The organism is Halobacterium yunchengense (assembly GCF_037031165.1).
In the GTDB taxonomy this organism is placed as follows: domain Archaea; phylum Halobacteriota; class Halobacteria; order Halobacteriales; family Halobacteriaceae; genus Halobacterium; species Halobacterium yunchengense.
On the sequence record NZ_JAYEZL010000002.1, the window covers coordinates 428,077 to 448,713 of the forward strand.

Here is a 20,637-nt window from a genome sequence, read left to right on the forward strand (position 1 = left end):
GTCGGCCGCGGCGCCGGGGCGGCTAGGCCGTGTGCACGACCGCGACGTCGGTCTCCAGGTCGCGGACGCGCTCGTAGGTCGGCCGCGAGAAGAACTTCGACGCCACCGACCGGTCCGTGCTCGCGCCGAGGAACACGAGGTCGTAGTGGGCGTCGTTGCGCTCGAGGAACGACTCGACGCTCGACCGCGAGACGCGCGTCTCGCAGCGCGAGGCCACGGTCTCCGTGAGGTTCGCGAGCATCGACTCCGCGCGCCGGCGCTCGCGCTCGGTGTCGATGCACGAGCAGACGCTGACGGAGCCGCCGCGGCCGGCGAGCCGCTCGGCGTAGTCCAGCATCGCGTGCGCGACGTCCGACGCCGACCGCACGGGCACCATGATGCGCCGCCAGCGCGTGCGGTCCGAGGCGGACTGCAGCGCCACCACGTCGACGTCGCTGGCGAACAGCGTCCGCAGGAAGGGGGTGGGGCCGCCGTCGTCGCCGACCTCCAGGGGCGTCACGACGAGGTCGCAGTTCGCCTCCTCGGCCGTCGACAGCACCGTCTTGGCGTGGTTGCCGTCCGCCACCGCGACCACCACGTCCGTCGGGACGCCGACCTGCGTCTCGATGGTCGCGGCCTGCTGTTCGAGGCGGCGCGCCGCGGCGTCCGCCGCCTCGACCTCCGCGCCGGACTCGGCGTCCTCGACGTAGTCGGGGCGGTCGCCGTCCTCGCGCGAGATGGACTCGCGCTCGGCGGCCGCGAGGTCCGCGTCGTCGACGACGTCCAGCAGGACCACCTTGCTGGCGTCGTGTGCCGCGGCGATGCGCGCGCCGAGCATCGCGGCCTTCGGCGCGTCCGGGCCGCGCATCGGCACCACGACGTGGTCGTCGGCCGTCGTCGTCCGGTAGAGGTAGCGCGCGCGCTCCTCGTAGAACTCCGCGCGCCACACCGCGAACACGACCGCGACCAGCGACGACGACAGCGCCACGCCGACGACGTACGCCAGCTGGGCGGTGCCCGTGACGAGCACGAGCAGCGCCGTCGAGAACGCCGTCGGCAGTTCCAGGTCGAGCGCCCAGGTGACGCCGCCGGTCAACAGCACCGCGAGCGCGGCCGCGCCGGCGTCCACGCCCAGTTGCCCGGGCGGCACGCGGTACAGGAACGTCGCGACGACCTCGACGGCCGCCCACCCGCAGAGCGCGCCGACGGTCAGCCCGCCGACGAACGTCACCGGCTCCGAGTACCGGCCCTCCGGGTCCGCGAACAGCGTGTACGTTCCGGACGCCAGCGGCGGGAACAGCAGGAACGACACCAGGCCGACCGTGTTCGCCAGCAGCGTCACCAGCCCGACGAGCAGCGGCACGAACAGCAACACGGAGACGTGCAGGAGGTTGCTCGTGGTCTCGAGCCACCTCCGGAACTGCCGGAGTTCGCGGCGCTCGACCCGGGAGAGGCGCCGCCGCGCGGCCGCGAGCCGTCGGCGGAGCTCCGAGAACATGTCCACCGACTCCGCCGGCCCGGCAGTTGGGTGTTTCGGCTCTCCGGGCGCGCGGGACCGGCCGACCCGTACGCGAGGTCGACCGCGGTTACGTCGGTGACTACGCGAGGTCGACGACGGCGTCGAGGGCGATGTCGATGGCGCGCGCGACGTTGTCCTTCGCCTTCTCCGGGAGTTCGTCGTCGCCGTCCGCGCCCTTCTGCGTGCCCGCGACGAGGTTGCCGTCGACCGTGCAGATGGCGCCGGCCGCGCAGCCGCGGCGCCGCGCCAGCGAGAACACGGTCGCGGCCTCCATCTCGATGGCGAGGAGGTTCGCGTCGTTCCAGTCCTCGACGTACTCGTCGGTCTCGTTGTAGAACGCGTCGTCGCTGACGATGGGGCCGACGTGGACTGCCTCGTCGTTGGCTTCGGCGGAGTCGACGAGCCTCGAGAGGACGTCGTAGTCCGGGACGGCGGGGTACTCCGCGGACTCGTAGCGCTTGCTCGTGCCCTCCTCCTTGGCGGCGCCCGTCGCGACGACCATGTCGCCGACCTCGACGTCCGCCTGGAGCGCGCCGGTGGTGCCGACGCGGACGAACGTCTCCACGCCCACGCGGGACAGCTCCTCGACGGCGATGGCCGCCGACGGACAGCCGATGCCGGTCGAGGCGATGGTGAGGTCGACGCCCTCGTAGGTGGCGTTGACGACCTTGTACTCGCGGTTCTCGGCGACGACCTCGCTGTCGTCGCAGTGGCCGGCGATGCGGTCGACGCGGCCCGGGTCGCCGGGCACCAGCGCGATGTCGTTGACGTCGCCGTCCGCGACGAGCAGGTGGGGCTGTTTCGCCATGCGGGCGGCTTCGACGCTCGCGGAGAAAAAGAGCGGGGATTCCGGCGGCCGGCTACCCGTCGTCGAGGTCCGCGCGGTAGAACACGAGGAACGCCATGCCGAGCAGCGCGAGCCCGGAGACGGCGGTGCTGGCGCCGGCCGCGAGCGTGGGCGCGCCGAGCGCGGCCAGCACCTGGAAGACGCCCAGCACCACGAGGAGGCCGCCGACGAGTTTCCACGCGTTCATACGGCCACGACGGCGCGGCGGCGAAAAAGCGCTTCCGGTCGCCGCTGCGAGAACCGCGGCGGTCGGGGGCGCGTCGGCCGGCGGCGCCGCGGCCGGGCGGCCGGTCTCAGGGGACGGTGGCGCCGCGCGGCCGCTCGGACGCGAGCGCGGCCGGCCAGCCGTCGTCCACGCGCCGCCAGGACGCGCCCCAGTCGTCGGTCCGGTAGCAGCCGCGGTTCGTCACCGCCACCGCGCCGCCCGGGTCGACGGCTGCGAGCGACGGCGCGAGCAGGCCCTCCGGGCCGGGCAGGCCGTCGCAGCGCTCCCAGCGCTCGCCGAGGCCGTCGCGGCGGAACACTGCGCTGTCCGCGCTGCCGGCGTCGTGGGCGCTCCGGGGGCCCTGCGCCGCCGACGCGAGCGCGCGCTCCGGGTCGCCGGGGTCGCGGGCGACGCTCCAGCAGTACGTCCGGTCGAGGCCGTCCGCCTCGGTGCGCCAGGACTCGCCGCCGTCCTCGGTGACGTAGAAGCCGTCGCCGGCCGCCGCGTACGCCAGGTCCGGGCGGCCGGCGTGCGTCGCCATCGAGTGCGTGTCGTAGGGCCCGGACGGCACGCGGTCCTGCCACGTCTCCCCGCGGTCCGGCGACCGCACGAGCGCGCCAGCCTCCACGGCGACGTAGAGGCGGTCGTCGGTCGGTTCGAGCCAGCGGACGTGGTGCGTGCTCGGACGCGGCGGGAACGCCCAGTCGCCGCTCGACGGCAGGTCAGTGAGCCCCTCGCACTCGGCGAACGACTCGCCGTCGGCCGCCCGGTAGACCGCGCTCGGCTCCGTGCCGGCCCAGGCGCCCGAGCCGTGGACCGCGACCGCCGTCACGTCGCCCACGTCGGCGACGTGGTGCCACTCGCGGCCGGCGTCCGTGCTGCGGTAGACGCCGTCGCTCGTGCCGCAGTACGTGCCGTACTCGCCGCTCGCGAGGCACTGCACGTCGCCCTCGAATGTCGCCCGGACGCCGCCGTCGTCGCCGACCGCGAGAACGCGGTCGGGGAACGCCGCGAGTAGTCGCATACCGGCCTTACGACGCCAGCCGTTAGAAAGCCACCCCCGATCGGGTCACTCGTCGGCCGTCTCTCGTCGCGGTCTGTCCGCGCCAGCCCGGACGCATCCTCCCTCAGAACTGCTCGCCGAGGAACGCCTCCACCTCGGGGAACGACGGCGCGGTGCGTGCGCCCTCCGACTGCGCGGCGAGCGCGCCGCAGGCGTTCGCGAACTCCAGGGCGCGCTCGTAGTCCCCCGGGTGGTCGAGCAGCACGGCGATGAACCCGGCCGCGAACGCGTCGCCGGCGCCGGTCGTGTCCACGGGTTCGACGTCGAAGCCCGGGTGCTCGAAGGAGGCCGCCGGCGTGTGAACGGTGGCGCCCTCCGCGCCGTGTTTCACGACGACGACCTGGTCGCTGACCTCGGACTCGGGGTAGGCGGCGTCGCCCTCCAGGACCTCCAGGGCCTCGCGGTCGTTGACGAAGAGGACGTCCGTCGCCTCGATTGTCGCCGCGTAGTCGCGTTCGTCGAGGCGGCGGCCCGGGTCGAAGGAGACGGTGGCGCCGGCGTCGGCCGCGAGGTCGGCGAGGCGCGCGGCGGTGTCCGGGTGCTGGCTCGTGAGGTGGACGTGGTCGGCCGGCCGCACGTAGCCCGGGTCGACGTCCCCGGGCGCGACGGCCTCGTTCGCGCCGTCGTTGCCGAGCACCATCACCTCGCCGTCGCCGTCCACGACGAGGTACTTCACGCTCGTCTCTGCGTCCTCGACGACGCGCAGCCCCCGGAGGTCGACGCCGACGCGCTCGAGTTCGCGTCGCGCGAGCAGGCCGTTCTCGTCGTCGCCGACGCTGCCCACGACGCCGGTGTCGACGCCGAAGCCGGCGAGCGCGACCGCGGCGTTCGCTGCGCTGCCGCCGCCGGAGCGGCGCTGCGAGACGATGCGCGCCTCCCCGTCCGGTTCGGGGAGGGCTTCGACGCGCAGCGTGACGTCCCAGTTGACGTGCCCGGCGGCGACGACGCGGACCATGGTAGCGGCGTTCGGCGCCGCCGCGCTAAAACCCTGCGGGACTCGCCGCGACGAACAACAGGACGTTGTGGACGCCCGGCCCGAGGCCGACCGCGGCGACGAACGCCAGCAGGAGGTAGCCCTCGGCGGCGTCCTCGCGGACGTAGTCGGCGAGCAGGACGACGACGCCAGCCGCGAGCAGCGTCTTCACGAGCACGAACAGCCAGCCGGTCCCCAGGAGGGGCTCGGTCGGCAGCGTCCCGGCGAAGTGCATGATGGCGGCCGACAGCGGCGTCTGCTCGCCGAACCCGAGGACGTCGACGCCGACCGCGGTCGACGTGCCGTCGAGGACGTGCCCGAACACGGCGAGCGCGCCCGCGCCGCCCGCGACCGCGACGTCGCCCGGCCGCCACCGCTCGAGCGCCCACCACGCGACGTGCCCGAGGACCGCCGCGGCGGCGACGGCGGCGAGCGGCCACGCCAGCGTCAGGGTGTCGTTCGCGACGCCGAACCGGACCGCCGCGGCGACGGGCGCGAGTGCGAGCGCGGCGCCGACGCCAGCGAGCGCGCGCAGCGGGCGGGCCGTCCGCCGCGCCGCCAGCCACGTCGCCCCGGCGACCGCGAACGTCGACGCGTACACGACCGGCGACCCGAACAGGGGCGCGACGGCGTCCGGGTACAGCTGGAGCTGGTAGCAGACGTACAGCGACGACCCGAGCGCCATCCACGGCGCGAACGCCAGCACCGTCCGGTCGTCGACCGCCGGCGCCTCGCGGACGAGCAGCCAGCCGACCGCGACGACCGCCGCCGCGACGGCCGCGAGGTACGGCAGCGGCGGCAGCGCGAACCCAGAGGGCAGGACCATACCGGCAGGCCGGCCGCTGCCCTCGAAAACCTTGCTGTTCCGGTCGCTCGGTCGCCGGCGGCGTCGCGCCAGTCGGTCGTCCCGGCCGTCAGGTCGCCGACCCATTCGGTCGCCGGCTCCTACTCCTCCGCCCACGGCTCGGTGCCGCCCTCGCCGTAGAGCTCGCGCATCAGCGTGACGATGCTCTCCGGCGGGAACTGCCCGCGCTCGGTGACGATGGCGTCGACGTGCCGCGGCGGCGTCACGTCGAACGCCGGGTTCTCGACGTCCGGGTTCCCGAGGTCGGCGCGCTCGGCGTCCGAGAGCACCTCCGTCTCGTCGCGCATCTCGATCTCGACGGTGTGGCCGGTCATCGTGTCCGGGTGGAGTTTCAGCGTCTGCGCGGCGACCATGATGGGCGTGCCGCGCTCTCTGGCCGCGACCGCGAGCATGCTCGTGCCGATCTTGTTGACGACCGAGCCGTCCGCGGCGATGGAGTCCGCGCCGACGAGGACGTGGTCGCAGTCGTCGAGGTACCGCCGCGCCGCGTTGTCCACGACGAGCGTCACCGGCACCCCCCACTCGCGGAGCTGCTCGGCGGTGATGTGGCCCTGCTTCCGGGGCCGCGTCTCCTTCACGACCGCCTCGACGTGCTTGCCGTCGTCGAGGGCGGCCTCCACGCACGCCAGCGCGTCCGTCGAGTGGCAGTGCGTCATGATGGTGTCGCCGTCCCGCAGGCGGTTCGCGCCGATGGCGCCGAGGTCGTCCTGCGCGCGGTCAAGCTGCGCGACGAAGTCCTCGGCGGCCTCCACGGTCGACGCCCGGAGGTCGGCGACCGAGCCGCCGTCCATCCCCTTGAGGACGTACCGGAGCGCGTTCGGCAGGCTGACCGCGGTCGGCCGCGTGTCCTTCAGGCGGCGCGCCGCCGCCCGGAGCTCGTGCCGGAACTCCGCGGGCGCGTCGGCGTCGCTGGCGCGCGCCTGCGCCGCCAGCGCCTCCGCGGCGGCGCGCGCGATGGTCGCCGCGCCGCGGACCTCCATCTCCGCGATGTCGTCGGCGGTCTCCTCGACCTCCGGTGCGAGCATACCTCCACGGTTGGCGCCGCGAGTAAAAGGCGTTGGCGTCCGTGGCGGGTCGGCGGTCCCGCGGCCGACCGCACGGGCCGCCGACCACCGCCCGACTTTTCACGGCCGGCCGCGTCCCACCGGGTATGAACCGCGAGGAGCTCGCCGCCCGCATCGACCACACCGTCCTCGGCCCCGAGACGACGCCCGCAGACGTCGAACGCGTCGTCGAGGAAGCCACCGAGTACGGCATGAACGTCTGCATCCCGCCGTGTTACGTCGCGGACGTCCGCAGCTACGCGCCCGAGGACCTCACCGTCGCCACCGTCGTCGGCTTCCCGCACGGCCAGCACGAGCGGCACGCGAAGGCCAGCGAGGCGCGCGTCGCGTACGCCGACGGCGCCGACGAACTCGACGTCGTCACCAACGTCGGCCGCCTCAAAGCGGGGGAACTCGACGCCGTCCGCGACGACCTCGCCGCCGTCGTCGACGCCACGCCGCTGCCCGTGAAGGTCATCATCGAGACGCCGCTGCTCGACGACGACGAGAAGCGCGAGGCCTGCCAGGCGGCCGTCGACGCCGGCGCGGACATGGTGAAGACCGCGACCGGCTTCTCCGAGGGCGGCGCGACCGTTCCCGACGTCGAACTGATGCGCGAGTACCTCCCCGTGAAGGCGAGCGGCGGCGTCGGCGACTACGAGGACGCGCGGGCGATGTTCGACGCCGGCGCCGACCGCATCGGCGCGTCCTCGGGCGTGAACATCGTCGAGACGTTCGAGGGCTGAGTCGCGGAGACCGGGTTCGGCTACCCGCTCCCCGCCGCGAGTTCGTCGGCGTGGCCCCTGGCGAACTCGGGCAGCGTCCGCGGCGGCCGGCCGAGCACGCGCTCGACGTCGTCGGTGACGCGGTCCGCGAACCCGAGGCGCGCGGTCGTGTAGACGCCGGCCTCGACGAGCGCGACGCCGACGCCGCGCCTGCGCGCCTCGCGCGCGACGAAGACGGGCAGCGGGTCGGGGTCGTACCTGACGCGGTGGTCGAGCACCGCGGAGAGGACGGCCGCTACCTCCCCGTACGTGAGCGCGTCGCCGCCCGTGACGTCGTAGTGGCGGTGCGCGTCCGCGTCGTCCGCGAGCGCAGCGGCGGCGACGGCGGCGACGTCTCGGGCGTCCACGAAACTCGTCTCGCCGCCGCCCGCGGGCACGCGGATGCGGCCGGCGCGCACGTCGTCGCCGTGGACCTCCGTGAGGTTCTGCATGAAAAACGACGCGCGCAGGAACGACGCGTCGACGGGCGCCGCGGCGAGGTGGCGCTCGATGCGGCGGTGGGGCAACAGCGGATTCCGCTGGGCGCCGAGTACGGAGAGGAACACGACGCGGGAGACGCCGAGGTCGACGGCTGCGTCGACGGCGTCGGTGATCGCGTCCACGCGCCCCATCGACGGCGGCCGCACGAGGAACAGCGCGTCGGCGCCCGCGAACGCCGCCCGCCACGTCCCCGGGTCGTCGAAGTCGAAGCGGACGGCGTCGGTGTCCGTCGGCGCGTCGACCCGGTCGGGGTTCCGCGCGAGCGCGCGGACCGCGACGGCGCGGTCGGCGAGCAGTCGGCGGACGTGTCGGCCGACGGTGCCGGTGGCGCCGGTGACCGCGACAGTGTCCATGCGCGAGCGTTCGGCCGCCAGCGGTACAGTCGTTGCCACTCGCCGCGCGGCGGCACTCGCTCGCTCGCCTCGCGCGGCCTATCGCCGTGTTTTTGGCCGCGCGCGCCGAACGACGCCCAACGGATGGCCCAGTACCACATCGAGACGTACGGGTGTACGTCGAACCGCGGCGAGAGCCGCGAGATCGAGCGACGGCTCCGCGACGCCGGCCACCACAGGGTGGAGGGCGTCGACGACGCGGACGTCGCCATCCTGAACACCTGTACGGTCGTGGAGAAGACGGAGCGGAACATGCTCCGGCGGGCCCAGAAGCTGGAGTCGGCGACGGCGGACCTCATCGTGACGGGCTGTATGGCGCTGGCGCAGGGCGAGGAGTTCGAGGCGGCGGACGTCGACGCGCGGGTGCTGCACTGGGACGACGTCCCGGAGGCGGTGACGAACGGCGAGTGCCCGACGACGACGCCGGACAGCGAGCCCGTGCTGGACGGCGTCATCGGCATCCTCCCCATCGCGCGGGGCTGCATGAGCAACTGCTCGTACTGCATCACGAAGCACGCGACGGGGCGCGTGGACAGCCCACCGGTCGAGGAGAACGTCGAGAAGGCGCGCGCGCTCGTCCACGCCGGCGCGAGGGAACTGCGCATCACGGGCCAGGACACCGGCGTCTACGGCTGGGACGACGGCGAGCGGAAGCTCCCGGAGCTCCTCGAGCGCATCGCCACGGAGATCGAGGGCGACTTCCGCGTGCGCGTCGGGATGGCGAACCCCGGGGGCGTCCACGGCATCCGCGAGGAGCTCGCCGCCGTGTTCGCCGAGCACGACGAGATCTACAACTTCCTGCACGCGCCCGTGCAGTCCGGCAGCGACGACGTCCTCGAGGACATGCGCCGCCAGCACCGCGTCGACCAGTACGTCGACATCGTGGAGACGTTCGACGAGTCCCTCGACGACTGGACGCTCTCGACGGACTTCATCGTCGGGTTCCCGACCGAGACCGACCGCGACCACGAGCAGTCGATGGCGCTCCTCCGGGAGACCCGCCCGGAGAAGATCAACGTCACGCGGTTCTCGAAGCGCCCGGGGACGGACGCCGCGGACATGAAGGGCCTGGGGGGCCAGACGAAGAAGGACCGCTCGAAGGCGATGAGCGAGCTGAAGATGGACGTCGTCGGCGAGGCCCACGAGGAGCTCGTGGGGACCGAGCAGGACGTCCTCGTCGTTGAGGACGGGACCGGGGACTCCGTGAAGTGCTACACGGACCACTACCGCCAGGTGATCGTGCAGAACGCCACCGAGCACGGCCTCGAGCCCGGCGACTTCGCGACCGTCGAGGTCACCGGCCACCAGACCGTCTACGCGTTCGGCGAGCCGGTCTGACCGCGGGCGTCCCGGCGCCGTCGGCTACCGGTCGGTCTGGACGTTCGTCGACCCGCAGTCGGGGCACTGCGTCAGCGACCCGAGCGTCGGGTGCGTGACCCGCCCCCAGTCGCCGTCCGTCGGCTCCGTGCGTCCGCACTCGTGGCATCGCAGCCGCCTCCGCGTGGCGCTGCTCATGGGTCGTGGTTCGTGACCGCACACCAAAGTAGTATCTCCAGCGGAGCGATAGGTCGCCCCTCTCACAGTCGCGTGCGCCAGTCGCTTTCCGCCCGGCCCGTCGGGGTCGCTGCGAGTCCGGTTCTCGCGGTCGCTCCACGGCTGCTCGCCGCTGTCGCTGCGCGTGCGGTTCTCGCGGTCACTGCGCGTCCGGTTCGTCGGCCTTCCACTCGCCGAGCGCCTTCGGGTCGACGTGCACGAACACGTCGTCGACCTCGGGGATCGCGCGCACCGACTCCACGACCGCCGTCTCGATGTCGTGGGCCTCGCGGAGGGTCATCTCGCCCTCCACCTCGACGTGGAGGCTGACGTCGACCTCCGGGCCGACGTAGTGCGCGACGACGTCGTGGGCGCCCTCGACGTCCGGGTGGGCGAGCGCGCGCTCGACGATCTCCCGGCGGAGGTCCTCGGGCGGCGCCGCGCCGACGAGGTAGTTCACGTTGTCGCGGACGATCTCGTAGCCCGTGTAGAGGATGCCGACGGCGACCACGAGCGCCGCCAGCGGGTCCAGCAGCGGGTGCCCGAGCGCGGAGCCGACGACGCCCGCGAGGGCCGCGCCCGCGGTGAGGATGTCGTTGCGGTTGTCGAGCGCGGTGGCGCGCAGCGCCGGCGAGTGGTGGCGCTCCGCGACGCCCAGGCAGTACCGGTAGAGCGCGTACTTCGCGACGGCGGTGGCGGCGAGCACGGCGACGCCGGCGACGCCCGCGGAGCGGCCGTACGTCCCCGCGAGCAGCGTCGTGGACGCCGACCAGATGACGCCGGCGCCCGCCGCGAGCACGCCGACCGCGACGAACAGCGAGACGAACGGCTCGATGCGCTCGTGGCCGTGGGGGTGCTCGAAGTCCGGCGGCTGGGTCGTCAGGTAGAGCCCGCCGACGACGACCAGCGAGTACGCGACGTCGGCGAGGCTGTTGACGGCCTCGGAGCCGACCGCGAGGCTGCCGGTCAGCCACCAGACGCCGCCCTTCGCCGCGACCAGGACGAGGTTCGCGGCGAGCACGACGACGCCGACGCGGCGGACCGCCGAACTCCGGTCCATCGGACGCCCCTTCCGCCCCCGCCCCTTTCGAGGTTTCGATTCAGTCGAAATCGAGGACGGCCGCGCCGCTCGCGGCCTCCGTGGCGTCCTCGCGGTCGAGGAACGCCTCGACGACGCGGTCCCAGGAGGCCTCGAGGGCCTCCACGATGACCTTCGTGTCGCCGATGACGGGCATGAAGTTCGTGTCGCCGCTCCAGCGCGGCACGACGTGCGTGTGGAGGTGGTCGTCGATGCTGCCGCCGGCGGCGTCGCCGCCGAGGTTCAGGCCGGCGTTGAAGCCGTCCGGGCCGAACGCCGCCTCGAGGGCGTCGAAGGTCGCCTGCTTGAGGCGCGCGTGCTCGGTCAGCGTCTCGGCGTCGAGGTCGGTGTAGTCGCCGGTGTGCTCGCGGGGCACGACCATGCAGTGGCCGGGGCTGTAGGGGTAGTTGTTCAGCATGACGAACGCTCGCTGCGAGCGCGCGACGACGAGGTGTTCGCGGTCGTCGTCGCGCTCCGGGAACTCGCAGAACACGCAGTCGACGCCCTCGTTCCGGTCGTCGCGTTCCACCCACTCGATGCGCCAGGGCGCGAACACCTGCTCCATGCGGGAGCGGTCGGGTTCCCGCGGCAGGAGTGTTTCGGTGCCGACCCCGCCCGGTTTAAACAGGTGTGTGAACAAGGAACACACCTATGGGGCGGGCGAACGTCTCTAGATTGTGGCCAGAACAGATGTCGAGCAAACTCACCGACACCCCGACCGTGACCGAGCACTGCGAGCACTGCGGTCGCGAGACCGTCCACGCCGTCGCCGTCGAACTCCGCACGGAGGGCTCGGACCCCGAGACCGCCGCCTTCTCCCGGGAGCCCTACCGTGTCGCGACCTGCGAGGCCTGCGGCCACACGACCGCGCGCCGCATGAACGACGCCTGAGCGGGCCGGACGCCCGCTCGGGGACCCCGACCGGCAGTCCCGGCTCCGGAGCGGTCGGTCGGGACGCGGGGTAGTCCGCCGGTCGGGGTCCGGGAGCGGTCGGTCGGAGTCCGGCGCAGTCAGTCGGTCGTCAGCTCACAGCCGTCCTCGGTGACGACGAGCGTGTGCTCGGCTTGACTGACGAGCGCGCCGTCGTCCTCCTTCAGGACGGGGTACGACCGCACGATGTCCGCCATCTCCAGGCGGCGCAGGCTCATCTCCGCGCGCGAGGAGTCCAGCCACCGCGCCGCGAACGGCAGGCCGTCGAACCGCTCGAGGTCCTCGAGCAGCTGGCGCGCGCGCCGGTCGCGGACGTTCCCCGAGCCGACGACCTCGTAGATCTCCGTCGCCGAGCCCTCCGTGACCTTCCCGCCGCCGTCCGTCGCGAACGGCTCGATGGCGAGCACGTCGCCGACCGCGAGCTCGGTGCCGGAGTCCAGCGCGCGGTTCGGCACGTTCGGCCCCGTGTGCGCGTCGTAGACGTCCAGGCCGTGGCCCGTGAGGTTCACGACGGGGTTGTAGCCGTACGCCTCGATGACGTCCTGGATCTCCGCGCCGATCTCGCCCGTGTGCACGCCCGGCCCGACGGCGTCGACGGCGGCCGCCAGCGCCTCCTCGGCGGCCTCCACGAGCTCGGGGTTCCCGGAGAGGTCGACGGTCGTCGCCGCGTCCGCGATGTGGCCGTCGACGTGCACGCCGACGTCCAGGCACACCATCTCCTCGCCGAACTCCGTCTCGTCGTCGCGGCCCGGCGACGCGTGGCTCGCCTCCTCGTCCACGCTGATGTTCACGGGGAACGCCGGCTCGCCGCCGAGCTCGCGGATTCGCTCCTCGGCGAACTCCGCGACCTCGAGGTGCGTGACGCCGACCTCGATGCGGTCCGCCGCCGACTCCATCACGTCCGTCAGGATCTCGCCGGCCTCCGCGTACTTCTCGTACGCCTCCGAGCCGACTTCCACGCTGTCTGCCATGCGTCCGCGTTCGCCCGAGGCCGGGAAAGAGGTTGCGGGATTCAGGTGCGCTGGCGCCGCACGGCCAGCGCGCGCCCGACCGCCGACCCCGCGGCGCCGCCGACGCCGCCGGCGAGCGCGCCGAGTGCTGCGCCCTCGGCGTCGCGAGCGAACCGCGCGAGCACCCCGAGGACGGCCTCGTCCCCCGCGACCGCGTGGAACCCGACGTACGACCCGGCGAACGCCGCGACGCCGACCGCGAGGCAGACGGCGAGCGCGCGGTACCGCGCGGCGTACAGGGCGGCGCCGCCGACGCCGACGGCCACCGCGTCGAGCGGGAAGTAGACGCCGCCGCCGCTGTTCGACGTCAGGACGACGGCTGTGCTCGCGGCAGTCAGGACGCCCGCGAGGACGACGGCGGGAACGCCGCGACGGAGCGCTGTCCGGTCGGGACCGACGAGCAGGCGCTGGAGGGCCATAGCGGGTCGTCGCCCGCCGCCGACAAAAAAGCCGCCGCCGGTCACTCGCCGCTCGCGCCCTCGTCCCGGCGCGGAGGCGCTGCCCACTCGCCTCCCCGGTGCGTCGGCGCGCTACGCGTCGGCCAACTGCACGCCGCGAGCCACGACGTACAGGGCCACCACGCCGGTCCCGACCGCCAGCACGAACTGCGTCGCGAGGGACAGCACCGTCACGAACACGGACGCGAACCCCAGCGTCTCCACCACCAGCCACTGCAGCGCCATCGGGACGAGCGCGGCCGCCCCGACCGCGGCGACCAGCCGCGCCAGCGCCCACGCCTCCGTCCACACCTCGTCTACGTCCAGCACGTCCGCCTCGAAGAACAACCGGGATGACTCCATCACGACGAACTCTGCGCCCGTCCACCATGAAAGCGGGGTAGACCCCAGCGACGATGTGGCCCTCCGTCCGTGACCGCACCGACGGCCCCCAGCGCGTCAGCCGTCGACCTCGGCGTCCTCGACCCACTCCGGCCGCTCGGGCGACCCGCCGAACCGGACGACCTCGTAGCGGGCGTCGTCTCGCACGCCGTCCGGGCCGCTCACGGCGACGTCCGCCTCGTGGACGACGCCGCGCTCGTCGACGACGAGTCGCGCGTCGAAGGACACGTCCTCACCGACGGCTCCGCTGGCGTGCTCGGCGACGAGCGTCGTGAACGCGTGGTCGTCCCGGACGACCACTCGTTCGACGTCGTACGCGCCGACCTCGAGGTACGACCGGAGCTGCGGCGCGCGCGTCACCGACAGCGAAGTCGACAGGTCCGCGACCGTCGACACGGCAGTCTCGCCGTGTATCGTCACCGCGCGCAGCGTCACCGAGCCGTTGCTCCAGGCGCGCGTCTGCATCCGCCGCGCCCCCGACGCGTCCGGTTCGTCACTGCCCTCGTAGACCGTCGTCACCGCGGTCCGGAACCGCTCGCCGCCCGGCGCGACCACGGTCGTGTAGTTCCGCGTCTGCTTCGCGCCGCTGGGCGGGTCGCGCTCGAACGTCCCCTCGAGCACGAACCCCTCCGCGCGCAGCGTCGCGTCGTGCGCCGCCGCCAGCGCCGACGCGTTCGTCACGCCCCTCTCGCTCACGCCCGGCGGCAGGTCGGCCTCGGCGGGGTCGACCGTCTCCGGCGACGCCGTCGGCGTCGACTCACCCGGCAACCCGGTGCAGCCGGCGACCACCAGCAGCGCGGCGACCGCGACGGGGACCAATCGTCGGGACACGCCCACGACTGCTGGTCCAGCGCGTAAGTGTCTTGTCGCTGTCGGGACTCGCGGTCGGTCTCTCGCCGCTCGTCGTGACGAGATCCCTCACTCCGTTCGGGATCTCGCTGTCTGCATCTGCTCGGAGTTGAACGCCTCCCCGAACCCGCCGTCCGAATCCAGCACGATGACGCCCGCCGACGACCCGGTGAGTTCGCCGAACTCCGCGATGGCGCGGTCTGCCGCGGCCTGCGCGCCCAGTCCGGCCTCGAGGTGACGCACCGCGCGCCGCGTCAGCGTCGCCTTCGCGATGTCCTCGCCGGCGCCCGTCGCGGACGCCGCGCCCGCCGGCGCGGCGTAGAACCCCGAGCCGATCTGGGGGACGTCGCCGACGCGCCCGGCGAGCGCCAGCCACCGGCCGCCCGTCGACGTGGCGGCGGCGAGCGCGTCGCCGTCGAACGCCACCGCGCCGACCGTGTCGTGGTCTTTCTCGCCGCCCCCGCCGGTCTGCTCTCGCCCACCGGGGTCTGTCTCGCCGAACTTGTCCCGAATCCACTCCAGGTGGTCGAGCGGCGTCCCCTCCGGGTGGTCGTCCAGGTCGTTCCAGCGCTCGCGCGCGTCCTCGCTCCAGAGGTCGACCTCCGCGTCGACGCCGACGTCCACCGCGAAGTCCACGGCGTGCACGCCGTTCAACAGGACGTGCGGCGTCTCCTCCATCACCGCCCGGGCGACCGAGACGGCGGCCTCGACGCCGGGCATCGACGCCGCCGCGCCCGCCTCGCGGTCGCTGGTCATCACGCCCGCGTCCGTGCGGACCACGCCGTCGGACTGCACCGCGCCGCCCGTCCCGGCGTTGAACTTCGGGTCGCGTTCCAGCACGCGGACCGCCGCCTCCACCGCGTCCGCGACGCCGTCCTCCTCGGCGCCCGCGGCCGCCGCGTCGTCCAGCACTGCCTGTCGCGGTTCCGGGTCGTCCGGCGCGCTGCCCGCGCCGCCGTGCACGATGACTCGCATGCGCGGACGGTCCACCGCCCGCGCCTTAGAGCGTGGGGATTCCGTCCGGGTCGCCGTCGCGACCGCGACGCGGCGCAACACCGAATTCCGACCGCGTCAAGGCTTGCCGCGGTCGGTCGAAACAGCAGTCCTTTTAGGCGCATCGTGCGATTTCCACACGACCATGAGCTACGACGAAGTCTCCGTCCCCGAGAACGGGGAACGCATTACCTACGACGAGGACGACGACGTTCTCCACGTCCCCGAGAACCCCATCGTCCCCATCATCCACGGGGACGGCATCGGGCGGGACGTCGCGCCCGCCGCACAGGCGGTCCTCGAGGCCGCCGCGGAGGCGACCGGCCGCAACATCGAGTGGATGCGCGTGCTCGCCGGCGAGGCCGCCCGCGACGAGTACGGCGAGAACCTCCCCGACGACACCGTCTCCGCCATCCGCGACCACCGCGTCGCCATCAAGGGCCCGCTCACGACGCCGGTCGGCGCCGGCTTCCGCAGCCTGAACGTCGCGCTCCGGAAGAAACTCGACCTGTACGCGAACGTCCGCCCGACGTACTACCTCGAGGGCGTCCCCTCCCCCGTCTCGAACCCCGAGGCGATGGACATGGTGAACTTCCGGGAGAACACCGAGGACGTCTACGCCGGCATCGAGTGGGAGGCCGGCACCGACGAGGTCGAGCAGGTGCGGGACTTCGTCGAGGACGAGATGGGCTTCGACGAGACCATCCACGACGGCGACGTCGGCATCGGCGTCAAGCCCATCACGGAGTACGGCACGAAGCGGCTGGTCCGCCGCGCCATCGAGTACGCCATCGAGAACGACCGCGACTCCGTCACCCTCGTCCACAAGGGCAACATCATGAAGTTCACGGAGGGCGCGTTCCGCGACTGGGGCTACGAGGTCGCCGCCGAGGAGTTCCCCGAGGAGACCATCGACGAGGACACCCTCTGGGAGGAGTACGACGGCGAGGCGCCCGACGACGTCGTCGTCGTGAAAGACCGCATCGCCGACAACATGCTCCAGCAGCTGTTGACGCGCACGTCGAACTACGACGTGCTCGCGATGCCGAACCTCAACGGCGACTACCTGTCTGACGCCGCGGGCGCCCAGATCGGCGGCCTCGGCATCGCGCCGGGCGCGAACTTCGGCGACGGCCGCGTGCTCGCCGAGCCCGTCCACGGTTCCGCGCCGAAGCACGCCGGCAAGGACAAGGCGAACCCGACCGCGATGATCCTCTCCGGGAAGCTCATGCTGGAGTACATCGGCTGGGACGACGCCGCGGACCTCGTCCACGACGCCGTCGAAGCCCAGATCAGCGAGCACCGCGTCACCTACGACCTCGAGCGCCAGGTCGAGGGCGGCGTGAAGCTCGCGACCAGCGAGTTCGCCGAGGAGGTCGTCGACCGCATCCACGACCTCGCCTGACTCGACGCTGCGTTCCCCTCCCGTTCTTTCAGCCGCGGACAGCGGCCGCGCCGTTCGGCGACAACGGCTATGCGTCCGAGTCCCGTACCACCCGGTATGAGCGACGACGACCCGTTCGAGGACCTCGACGTACCGGGCATCGAGGACGTGGCGCGCGCCGAGCAGACGCTGACGGTGCGCGTCGAGCGCCGCACGTACGACAAGCCCGTCACCGTCGTGGAGGGGTTCGACCCGGACGTCACCGACGTCGGGGCGGTGGCCACGAAACTGAAGAAGCGCCTCGGCGCCGGCGGCACCGCCAAGGAGACGAGCGTCGAGATCCAGGGCGACCACACCGACCGCGTCGCGGACGTCCTCGAGGAGGAGGGGTTTCGGGTCGCGGACTGACGCCGTCGACGGCGCCGGAGCGCGTCACCGGCCGCCGCCGAGCGCCGGAGCGCGTCACCGGCCGCCGCCGAGCGCCGGAGCGCGTCACCGGCCGCCGCCGAGCGCCGCGGACTGACGCGCCGCGGTCGGATTGGTGGACGCGAGCGGTGGTCGATTTGGTGGACGCGAGCGGTGGTCGATTTGGTGGACGCGAGCGGTGGTCGATTTGGTGGACGCGAGCGGTGGTCGATTTGGTGGACGCGAGCGGCGGTCGAGTCTGGGACCCGAAGGGCGGCCCGGTCAGGCCTCCTCGATGGTCCCGAGGGCGTCGCCGCGGCGGAACTCGCCGTTCTCGGGGACGGCGCGCTCGGCGAGCGTGCCGCCGGCCGGCGCCGGCACGTCCACGCTGACCTTCTCGATCTGGATCTCGCAGACGGTCTCGCCGGCCTCGACGCTGGCGCCCTCGCGGACGAACCAGTTCGCGACGACGCCCTCCTCGACGTCGTCGGCGTCCTCGGGCCAGACCGCCGCGGAGTCGATGGTGACGGTCATTCGACGGACTCGACGGCCGCCACGACGTCGGCGACCTGCGGGTTGACCTCGTTCTCCAGCGGCCGCGCGTACGGGATCGGCACGTCAGGCGCCGCGACGCGCTCGACGGCCTCCAGGGCGTCCGGCGCTCGCTCGGCGACGCGCGCGGTCACCTCCCCGGAGACGCCGAACGACCGGTAGTCCTCGTCGACGACGACCAGCCGGCCGGTCTTCTGTACCGACTCGAGGACGGTCTCGGTGTCGAACGGCACCAGCGACCGCAGGTCGATCACTTCGACGTCGACGCCGTCCTCGGCGAGCTGTTCGGCGGCCGCGAGCGCGCGGTGGACGTGCAGGCCGAGCGTGACGACCGTCACGTCCGCGCCCTCGCGTTTCACGTCCGCCTCGCCGAGCGGAATCGTGTAGTCGTCGTCCGGGACGGGCGTCTTCGGGCCCTCGGGCGCCGGCATCCAGCCGATGCCCATCAGGCGCTTGTGGAACATGTACACGACGGGGTCGTCGTCGCGGATCGCCGTGTGCATCAGCCCCTTCGCGTCGTAGGCCGTCGACGGCACCACGACCTTCATCCCGGGGAGGTGCGCGAACAGGCCGTACAGCGTCTGGGAGTGCTGGGCGGCGTCGTTGTACGTGCCGCCGACCGCGGTCGTCAGCACCATCGGGACGTTGAACGACCCGCCGCTCATGTACGTGTTCTTCGCCATCTGGTTGTACACCTGGTCGAGGCAGACCCCGACGAAGTCCGTGAACATGATCTCCGCGATGGGCCGCATGCCGGCCTGCGCGGCGCCGACGGCCGCGCCGACGTACGCCGTCTCGCTGATGGGGACGTCCATCACGCGGTCGCGGTCGAACTCCTCGAGGAGGCCGTCCGTGGAGTCGAAGATGCCGCCGTAGTCCTGGACGTCCTCGCCCATGTAGAACACCTCCTCGTCGCGGTGCATCTCCGACGCGACGGCGTCGACCATCGCGCGACTCATCGTGAGTTCGCGGTCGGCGTGCTCCGTCCCGGGGTCGGACTCGGGCGCCGCCATCAGTCCTCACCCCCGCTGGCCGCGGCCGAGTCGTCGACGAACACGTCCTCGTGTGCCGCCTCGGGGCCCGGTTCCGGCTGCTCTCTCGCCCACTCGATGGCCTCGCTGACGCGCTGTTCGGCGCGCGCCCGGACGTCGTCGAAGTCGGCGTCGTCGAGGCCGCGCTCGCGGAGGTCTGCCTCGAGGCGCTCGATGCTGTCGCGCTCCTGGGCGGCTTCCTTGTCCTCGTCGGGCCGGTAGGCCTCGGCGTCGCCCATGAAGTGCCCCATGCGGCGGTGCACCTGGACGTCCAGCAGCGTCGGCCCGTTGCCGTCGCGCGCCCTGCCGACCGCCTCGTGGGCGGCCTCGTACACCGCGACGGCGTCGTCGTGGTCGACGCGCACGCCCGGCATGTCGAAGCCGTCCGCTCGCTGAGCCGCGGCCTCGACGTCCGTCACGCGCTCCTGGGGCATGCTGATCGCCCAGTCGTTGTCCTCGACGACGAACACCACGGGGAGGTCGTGGACGGCCGCGAGGTTCAGCGACTCGAGGAACGCGCCCTGGTCGACGGCGCCCTCGCCGAGGAACGCGACCGCGACGCTGTCCTCGTTGCGCTTGTCGGCGGCCATCGCGGCGCCCACCGCGGGCGGACAGCCCTGCGCGATGATGCCGCTGCACGCGAAGTTCACGTCCGGGTCGAAGAGGTGCATGTGGCCGCCCTTCCCCTTGCAGAGCCCGGTCTCCCGGCCGAAGATCTCGGCGGTCATCCGCTTCAGGTCGACGCCCTTCGCGATGGCGACGTGGTGCGGGCGGTGGGGCGCCGTGACGGTGTCGTCGTCGCGGAGGTGCGCGCAGACGCCCGCCGCCGACGCCTCGTGGCCGGCCGCGAGGTGGAGCTCCCCGGGGATGGGGCCGGCGGAGATGTCGAACGCCGGCTGTTTCCCCTCGAGGTAGGCCTCCTGGAGGCGCTCCTCGTACTCGCGGGCGGTCACCATCTGCTCGTACATCTCTCGGAGTGTGCTGGCGCTGACCATCCTCGGTGTGAGGACGGCCACCGAGCGCAAAGTTAGTCGCCCGCTACCCCGCGCGCCGTCAGTCGTCCAGCCAGTCCGGGTTCGCGCGCGCCGGGTGGAAGACGTCCACGCCGCGCACGCGCTGGTCGCCCCGGTTCACCGCGGCGTGGGCCTCGCCGCCGGGGATGGTGTACGACTCGCCGCCGGTCACGACGTACTCCTCGCCGTCCACGCGGAACGTCAGCGCGCCCTCGTAGACGAACCCGGCCTGCTCGTGGGGGTGGTCGTGCTCCGGGACCGCCGCGCCCGGCTCGATGTGGAAGTGCTGGACGCTCATCTCCTCGCCGACCGCCAGCTGCGCGAGGTGGACGCCCTCGACGGCCTCGACGACGTCGGTCTCGGTCAACTCGACTGTGTCCATGCGCGGACCGACGGGACGGACCGGCAAAAATCCGGCCGGTCGCGGTGCTCCGGCGCGGTGCCTCCGCGCCTCGCGCGGTTGCGAGCCGTCGCGCTGCCCGTCGCGTCAGCGCCCGTCGCCGAACGAGAGGTCTGGGACGCCGACGCGCTGGTGGCGACGGTAGACGTAGGCGGCGGCGACCAGCGGCGCGACGGGGAGCGCGGCCATCAGGTAGTACCACGGCGAGGGCGTCCACTCGCCGGCCGCGGCGAGGTAGTCGCGGTCGAAGGAGACGAACACCGGCGAGAGCAACGCGAGCGCGACGCCGGCGAGCGCGACGACGAACAGGGGCAGCGACGTGACGGGGTCCGGCGGCAGCACGGCCGAGAGGACGACCATCGCGGGGAGCGTCGCGGCGAGCGCGGCGATGGGGACCCACCACCGGCTCTCCGAGTCCGGACCGGCGGCTGTGGCTGTCACGGTCGCCACGTCTCCCCGACGCGGAATC

The 20,637-nt window shown here is 73.0% G+C and carries 26 protein-coding genes; 5 read left to right on the forward strand and 21 right to left on the reverse strand.

Going from position 1 to position 20,637, the window contains the following annotated elements:
• Positions 1 to 22 precede the first annotated feature (22 nt).
• The 7 genes from U5911_RS07370 to U5911_RS07400 form a co-directional block, all read right to left on the reverse strand.
• Entirely contained in the window at positions 23 to 1,477 is a 1,455-nt protein-coding gene (locus U5911_RS07370; RefSeq protein ID WP_336036316.1) for an HPP family protein, read from the reverse strand.
• Between the two features lie 100 nt (positions 1,478 to 1,577).
• The gene (locus tag U5911_RS07375; protein ID WP_336036317.1) at positions 1,578 to 2,306 is read right to left on the reverse strand and encodes a nucleoside phosphorylase; all 729 of its coding nucleotides are present in this window, start codon (positions 2,304 to 2,306) and stop codon (positions 1,578 to 1,580) included.
• 52 nt (positions 2,307 to 2,358) lie between these two features.
• Positions 2,359 to 2,532 carry a hypothetical protein gene (locus U5911_RS07380; protein ID WP_336036318.1) on the reverse strand — a complete coding sequence of 58 codons (174 nt, stop codon included), beginning with the start codon at positions 2,530 to 2,532 and terminating at the stop codon, positions 2,359 to 2,361.
• A gap of 106 nt (positions 2,533 to 2,638) precedes the next feature.
• On the reverse strand, positions 2,639 to 3,574 hold the full coding sequence (locus U5911_RS07385; protein ID WP_336036319.1) for a WD40/YVTN/BNR-like repeat-containing protein: 936 nt from the start codon (positions 3,572 to 3,574) through the stop codon (positions 2,639 to 2,641).
• A 103-nt stretch (positions 3,575 to 3,677) separates the two neighbouring features.
• On the reverse strand, positions 3,678 to 4,568 hold the full coding sequence (locus U5911_RS07390) for an ATP-dependent ribose-1-phosphate kinase (protein WP_336036320.1): 891 nt from the start codon (positions 4,566 to 4,568) through the stop codon (positions 3,678 to 3,680).
• 25 nt (positions 4,569 to 4,593) lie between these two features.
• Entirely contained in the window at positions 4,594 to 5,412 is an 819-nt protein-coding gene (locus U5911_RS07395; RefSeq protein WP_336036321.1) for a DUF63 family protein, read from the reverse strand.
• Between the two features lie 119 nt (positions 5,413 to 5,531).
• On the reverse strand, positions 5,532 to 6,476 hold the full coding sequence (locus tag U5911_RS07400) for a ribose 1,5-bisphosphate isomerase (protein WP_336036322.1): 945 nt from the start codon (positions 6,474 to 6,476) through the stop codon (positions 5,532 to 5,534).
• Between the two features lie 125 nt (positions 6,477 to 6,601).
• Here U5911_RS07400 and deoC point away from each other — a divergent pair, with 125 nt between their 5' ends.
• Positions 6,602 to 7,240, forward strand: a complete 639-nt coding sequence (deoC, locus tag U5911_RS07405; RefSeq protein WP_336036323.1) for a deoxyribose-phosphate aldolase — start codon at positions 6,602 to 6,604, stop codon at positions 7,238 to 7,240.
• 20 nt (positions 7,241 to 7,260) lie between these two features.
• Here the strand turns inward: deoC and U5911_RS07410 are convergent, their stop codons facing one another.
• Positions 7,261 to 8,112 carry an NmrA family NAD(P)-binding protein gene (locus U5911_RS07410; protein ID WP_336036324.1) on the reverse strand — a complete coding sequence of 284 codons (852 nt, stop codon included), beginning with the start codon at positions 8,110 to 8,112 and terminating at the stop codon, positions 7,261 to 7,263.
• A gap of 123 nt (positions 8,113 to 8,235) precedes the next feature.
• Here U5911_RS07410 and U5911_RS07415 point away from each other — a divergent pair, with 123 nt between their 5' ends.
• Positions 8,236 to 9,489 carry a tRNA (N(6)-L-threonylcarbamoyladenosine(37)-C(2))-methylthiotransferase gene (locus U5911_RS07415; RefSeq protein ID WP_336036325.1) on the forward strand — a complete coding sequence of 418 codons (1,254 nt, stop codon included), beginning with the start codon at positions 8,236 to 8,238 and terminating at the stop codon, positions 9,487 to 9,489.
• 24 nt (positions 9,490 to 9,513) lie between these two features.
• Here the strand turns inward: U5911_RS07415 and U5911_RS07420 are convergent, their stop codons facing one another.
• The 3 genes from U5911_RS07420 to U5911_RS07430 all read right to left on the reverse strand — a co-directional run bounded on the left by U5911_RS07420 (position 9,514) and on the right by U5911_RS07430 (position 11,327).
• On the reverse strand, positions 9,514 to 9,666 hold the full coding sequence (locus tag U5911_RS07420) for a DUF8106 domain-containing protein (protein WP_336036326.1): 153 nt from the start codon (positions 9,664 to 9,666) through the stop codon (positions 9,514 to 9,516).
• 178 nt (positions 9,667 to 9,844) lie between these two features.
• Positions 9,845 to 10,744: a cation diffusion facilitator family transporter gene (locus tag U5911_RS07425; RefSeq protein WP_336036327.1), complete on the reverse strand. Its 900-nt coding sequence runs from the start codon at positions 10,742 to 10,744 to the stop codon at positions 9,845 to 9,847.
• 40 nt (positions 10,745 to 10,784) lie between these two features.
• Positions 10,785 to 11,327: an HIT family protein gene (locus U5911_RS07430; RefSeq protein WP_336036328.1), complete on the reverse strand. Its 543-nt coding sequence runs from the start codon at positions 11,325 to 11,327 to the stop codon at positions 10,785 to 10,787.
• A gap of 125 nt (positions 11,328 to 11,452) precedes the next feature.
• Between U5911_RS07430 and U5911_RS07435 the strand changes: the two genes are divergently transcribed.
• On the forward strand, positions 11,453 to 11,653 hold the full coding sequence (locus U5911_RS07435; protein ID WP_336036329.1) for a DUF7835 family putative zinc beta-ribbon protein: 201 nt from the start codon (positions 11,453 to 11,455) through the stop codon (positions 11,651 to 11,653).
• 119 nt (positions 11,654 to 11,772) lie between these two features.
• Here U5911_RS07435 and map read toward each other — a convergent pair whose 3' ends face one another.
• From map to U5911_RS07460, 5 genes are all read right to left on the reverse strand, one after another.
• Positions 11,773 to 12,663, reverse strand: a complete 891-nt coding sequence (map, locus tag U5911_RS07440; protein WP_336036330.1) for a type II methionyl aminopeptidase — start codon at positions 12,661 to 12,663, stop codon at positions 11,773 to 11,775.
• A 41-nt stretch (positions 12,664 to 12,704) separates the two neighbouring features.
• Entirely contained in the window at positions 12,705 to 13,121 is a 417-nt protein-coding gene (locus U5911_RS07445) for a hypothetical protein (RefSeq protein ID WP_336036331.1), read from the reverse strand.
• Positions 13,122 to 13,232: 111 nt separating this feature from the next.
• Positions 13,233 to 13,502, reverse strand: coding sequence for a hypothetical protein (locus U5911_RS07450; protein ID WP_336036332.1), 270 nt, complete (start codon positions 13,500 to 13,502; stop codon positions 13,233 to 13,235).
• Between the two features lie 96 nt (positions 13,503 to 13,598).
• Positions 13,599 to 14,372, reverse strand: coding sequence for a hypothetical protein (locus U5911_RS07455; protein ID WP_336036333.1), 774 nt, complete (start codon positions 14,370 to 14,372; stop codon positions 13,599 to 13,601).
• Positions 14,373 to 14,459: 87 nt separating this feature from the next.
• Positions 14,460 to 15,365 (reverse strand): isoaspartyl peptidase/L-asparaginase, encoded by a 906-nt coding sequence (locus tag U5911_RS07460; RefSeq protein ID WP_336036334.1) that lies wholly within the window; start codon positions 15,363 to 15,365, stop codon positions 14,460 to 14,462.
• A gap of 163 nt (positions 15,366 to 15,528) precedes the next feature.
• On the opposite strand from U5911_RS07460, the gene icd reads away from it, so the two are divergent.
• Positions 15,529 to 16,788, forward strand: a complete 1,260-nt coding sequence (gene icd / locus U5911_RS07465) for an isocitrate dehydrogenase (NADP(+)) (protein WP_336036335.1) — start codon at positions 15,529 to 15,531, stop codon at positions 16,786 to 16,788.
• Positions 16,789 to 16,884: 96 nt separating this feature from the next.
• Positions 16,885 to 17,175 carry an SUI1 family translation initiation factor gene (locus U5911_RS07470; protein ID WP_336036336.1) on the forward strand — a complete coding sequence of 97 codons (291 nt, stop codon included), beginning with the start codon at positions 16,885 to 16,887 and terminating at the stop codon, positions 17,173 to 17,175.
• Between the two features lie 279 nt (positions 17,176 to 17,454).
• On the opposite strand, the gene U5911_RS07475 is transcribed toward U5911_RS07470, so the two are convergent.
• From U5911_RS07475 to U5911_RS07495, 5 genes are all read right to left on the reverse strand, one after another.
• A complete protein-coding gene (locus U5911_RS07475) occupies positions 17,455 to 17,706 on the reverse strand; it encodes a lipoyl domain-containing protein (RefSeq protein ID WP_336036338.1) in 252 nt (83 codons plus the stop codon).
• Complete coding sequence (locus U5911_RS07480; RefSeq protein WP_336036339.1) at positions 17,703 to 18,737, reverse strand: alpha-ketoacid dehydrogenase subunit beta; 1,035 nt, start codon at positions 18,735 to 18,737, stop codon at positions 17,703 to 17,705. The genes U5911_RS07475 and U5911_RS07480 overlap by 4 nt, the downstream gene beginning before the upstream one ends.
• The gene (locus U5911_RS07485; protein ID WP_418771528.1) at positions 18,737 to 19,723 is read right to left on the reverse strand and encodes a thiamine pyrophosphate-dependent dehydrogenase E1 component subunit alpha; all 987 of its coding nucleotides are present in this window, start codon (positions 19,721 to 19,723) and stop codon (positions 18,737 to 18,739) included. The genes U5911_RS07480 and U5911_RS07485 overlap by 1 nt, the downstream gene beginning before the upstream one ends.
• Before the next feature lie 85 nt (positions 19,724 to 19,808).
• Positions 19,809 to 20,150 (reverse strand): cupin domain-containing protein, encoded by a 342-nt coding sequence (locus tag U5911_RS07490; protein WP_336036343.1) that lies wholly within the window; start codon positions 20,148 to 20,150, stop codon positions 19,809 to 19,811.
• 105 nt (positions 20,151 to 20,255) lie between these two features.
• On the reverse strand, positions 20,256 to 20,609 hold the full coding sequence (locus U5911_RS07495) for a hypothetical protein (protein ID WP_336036344.1): 354 nt from the start codon (positions 20,607 to 20,609) through the stop codon (positions 20,256 to 20,258).
• Positions 20,610 to 20,637: the final 28 nt, after the last annotated feature.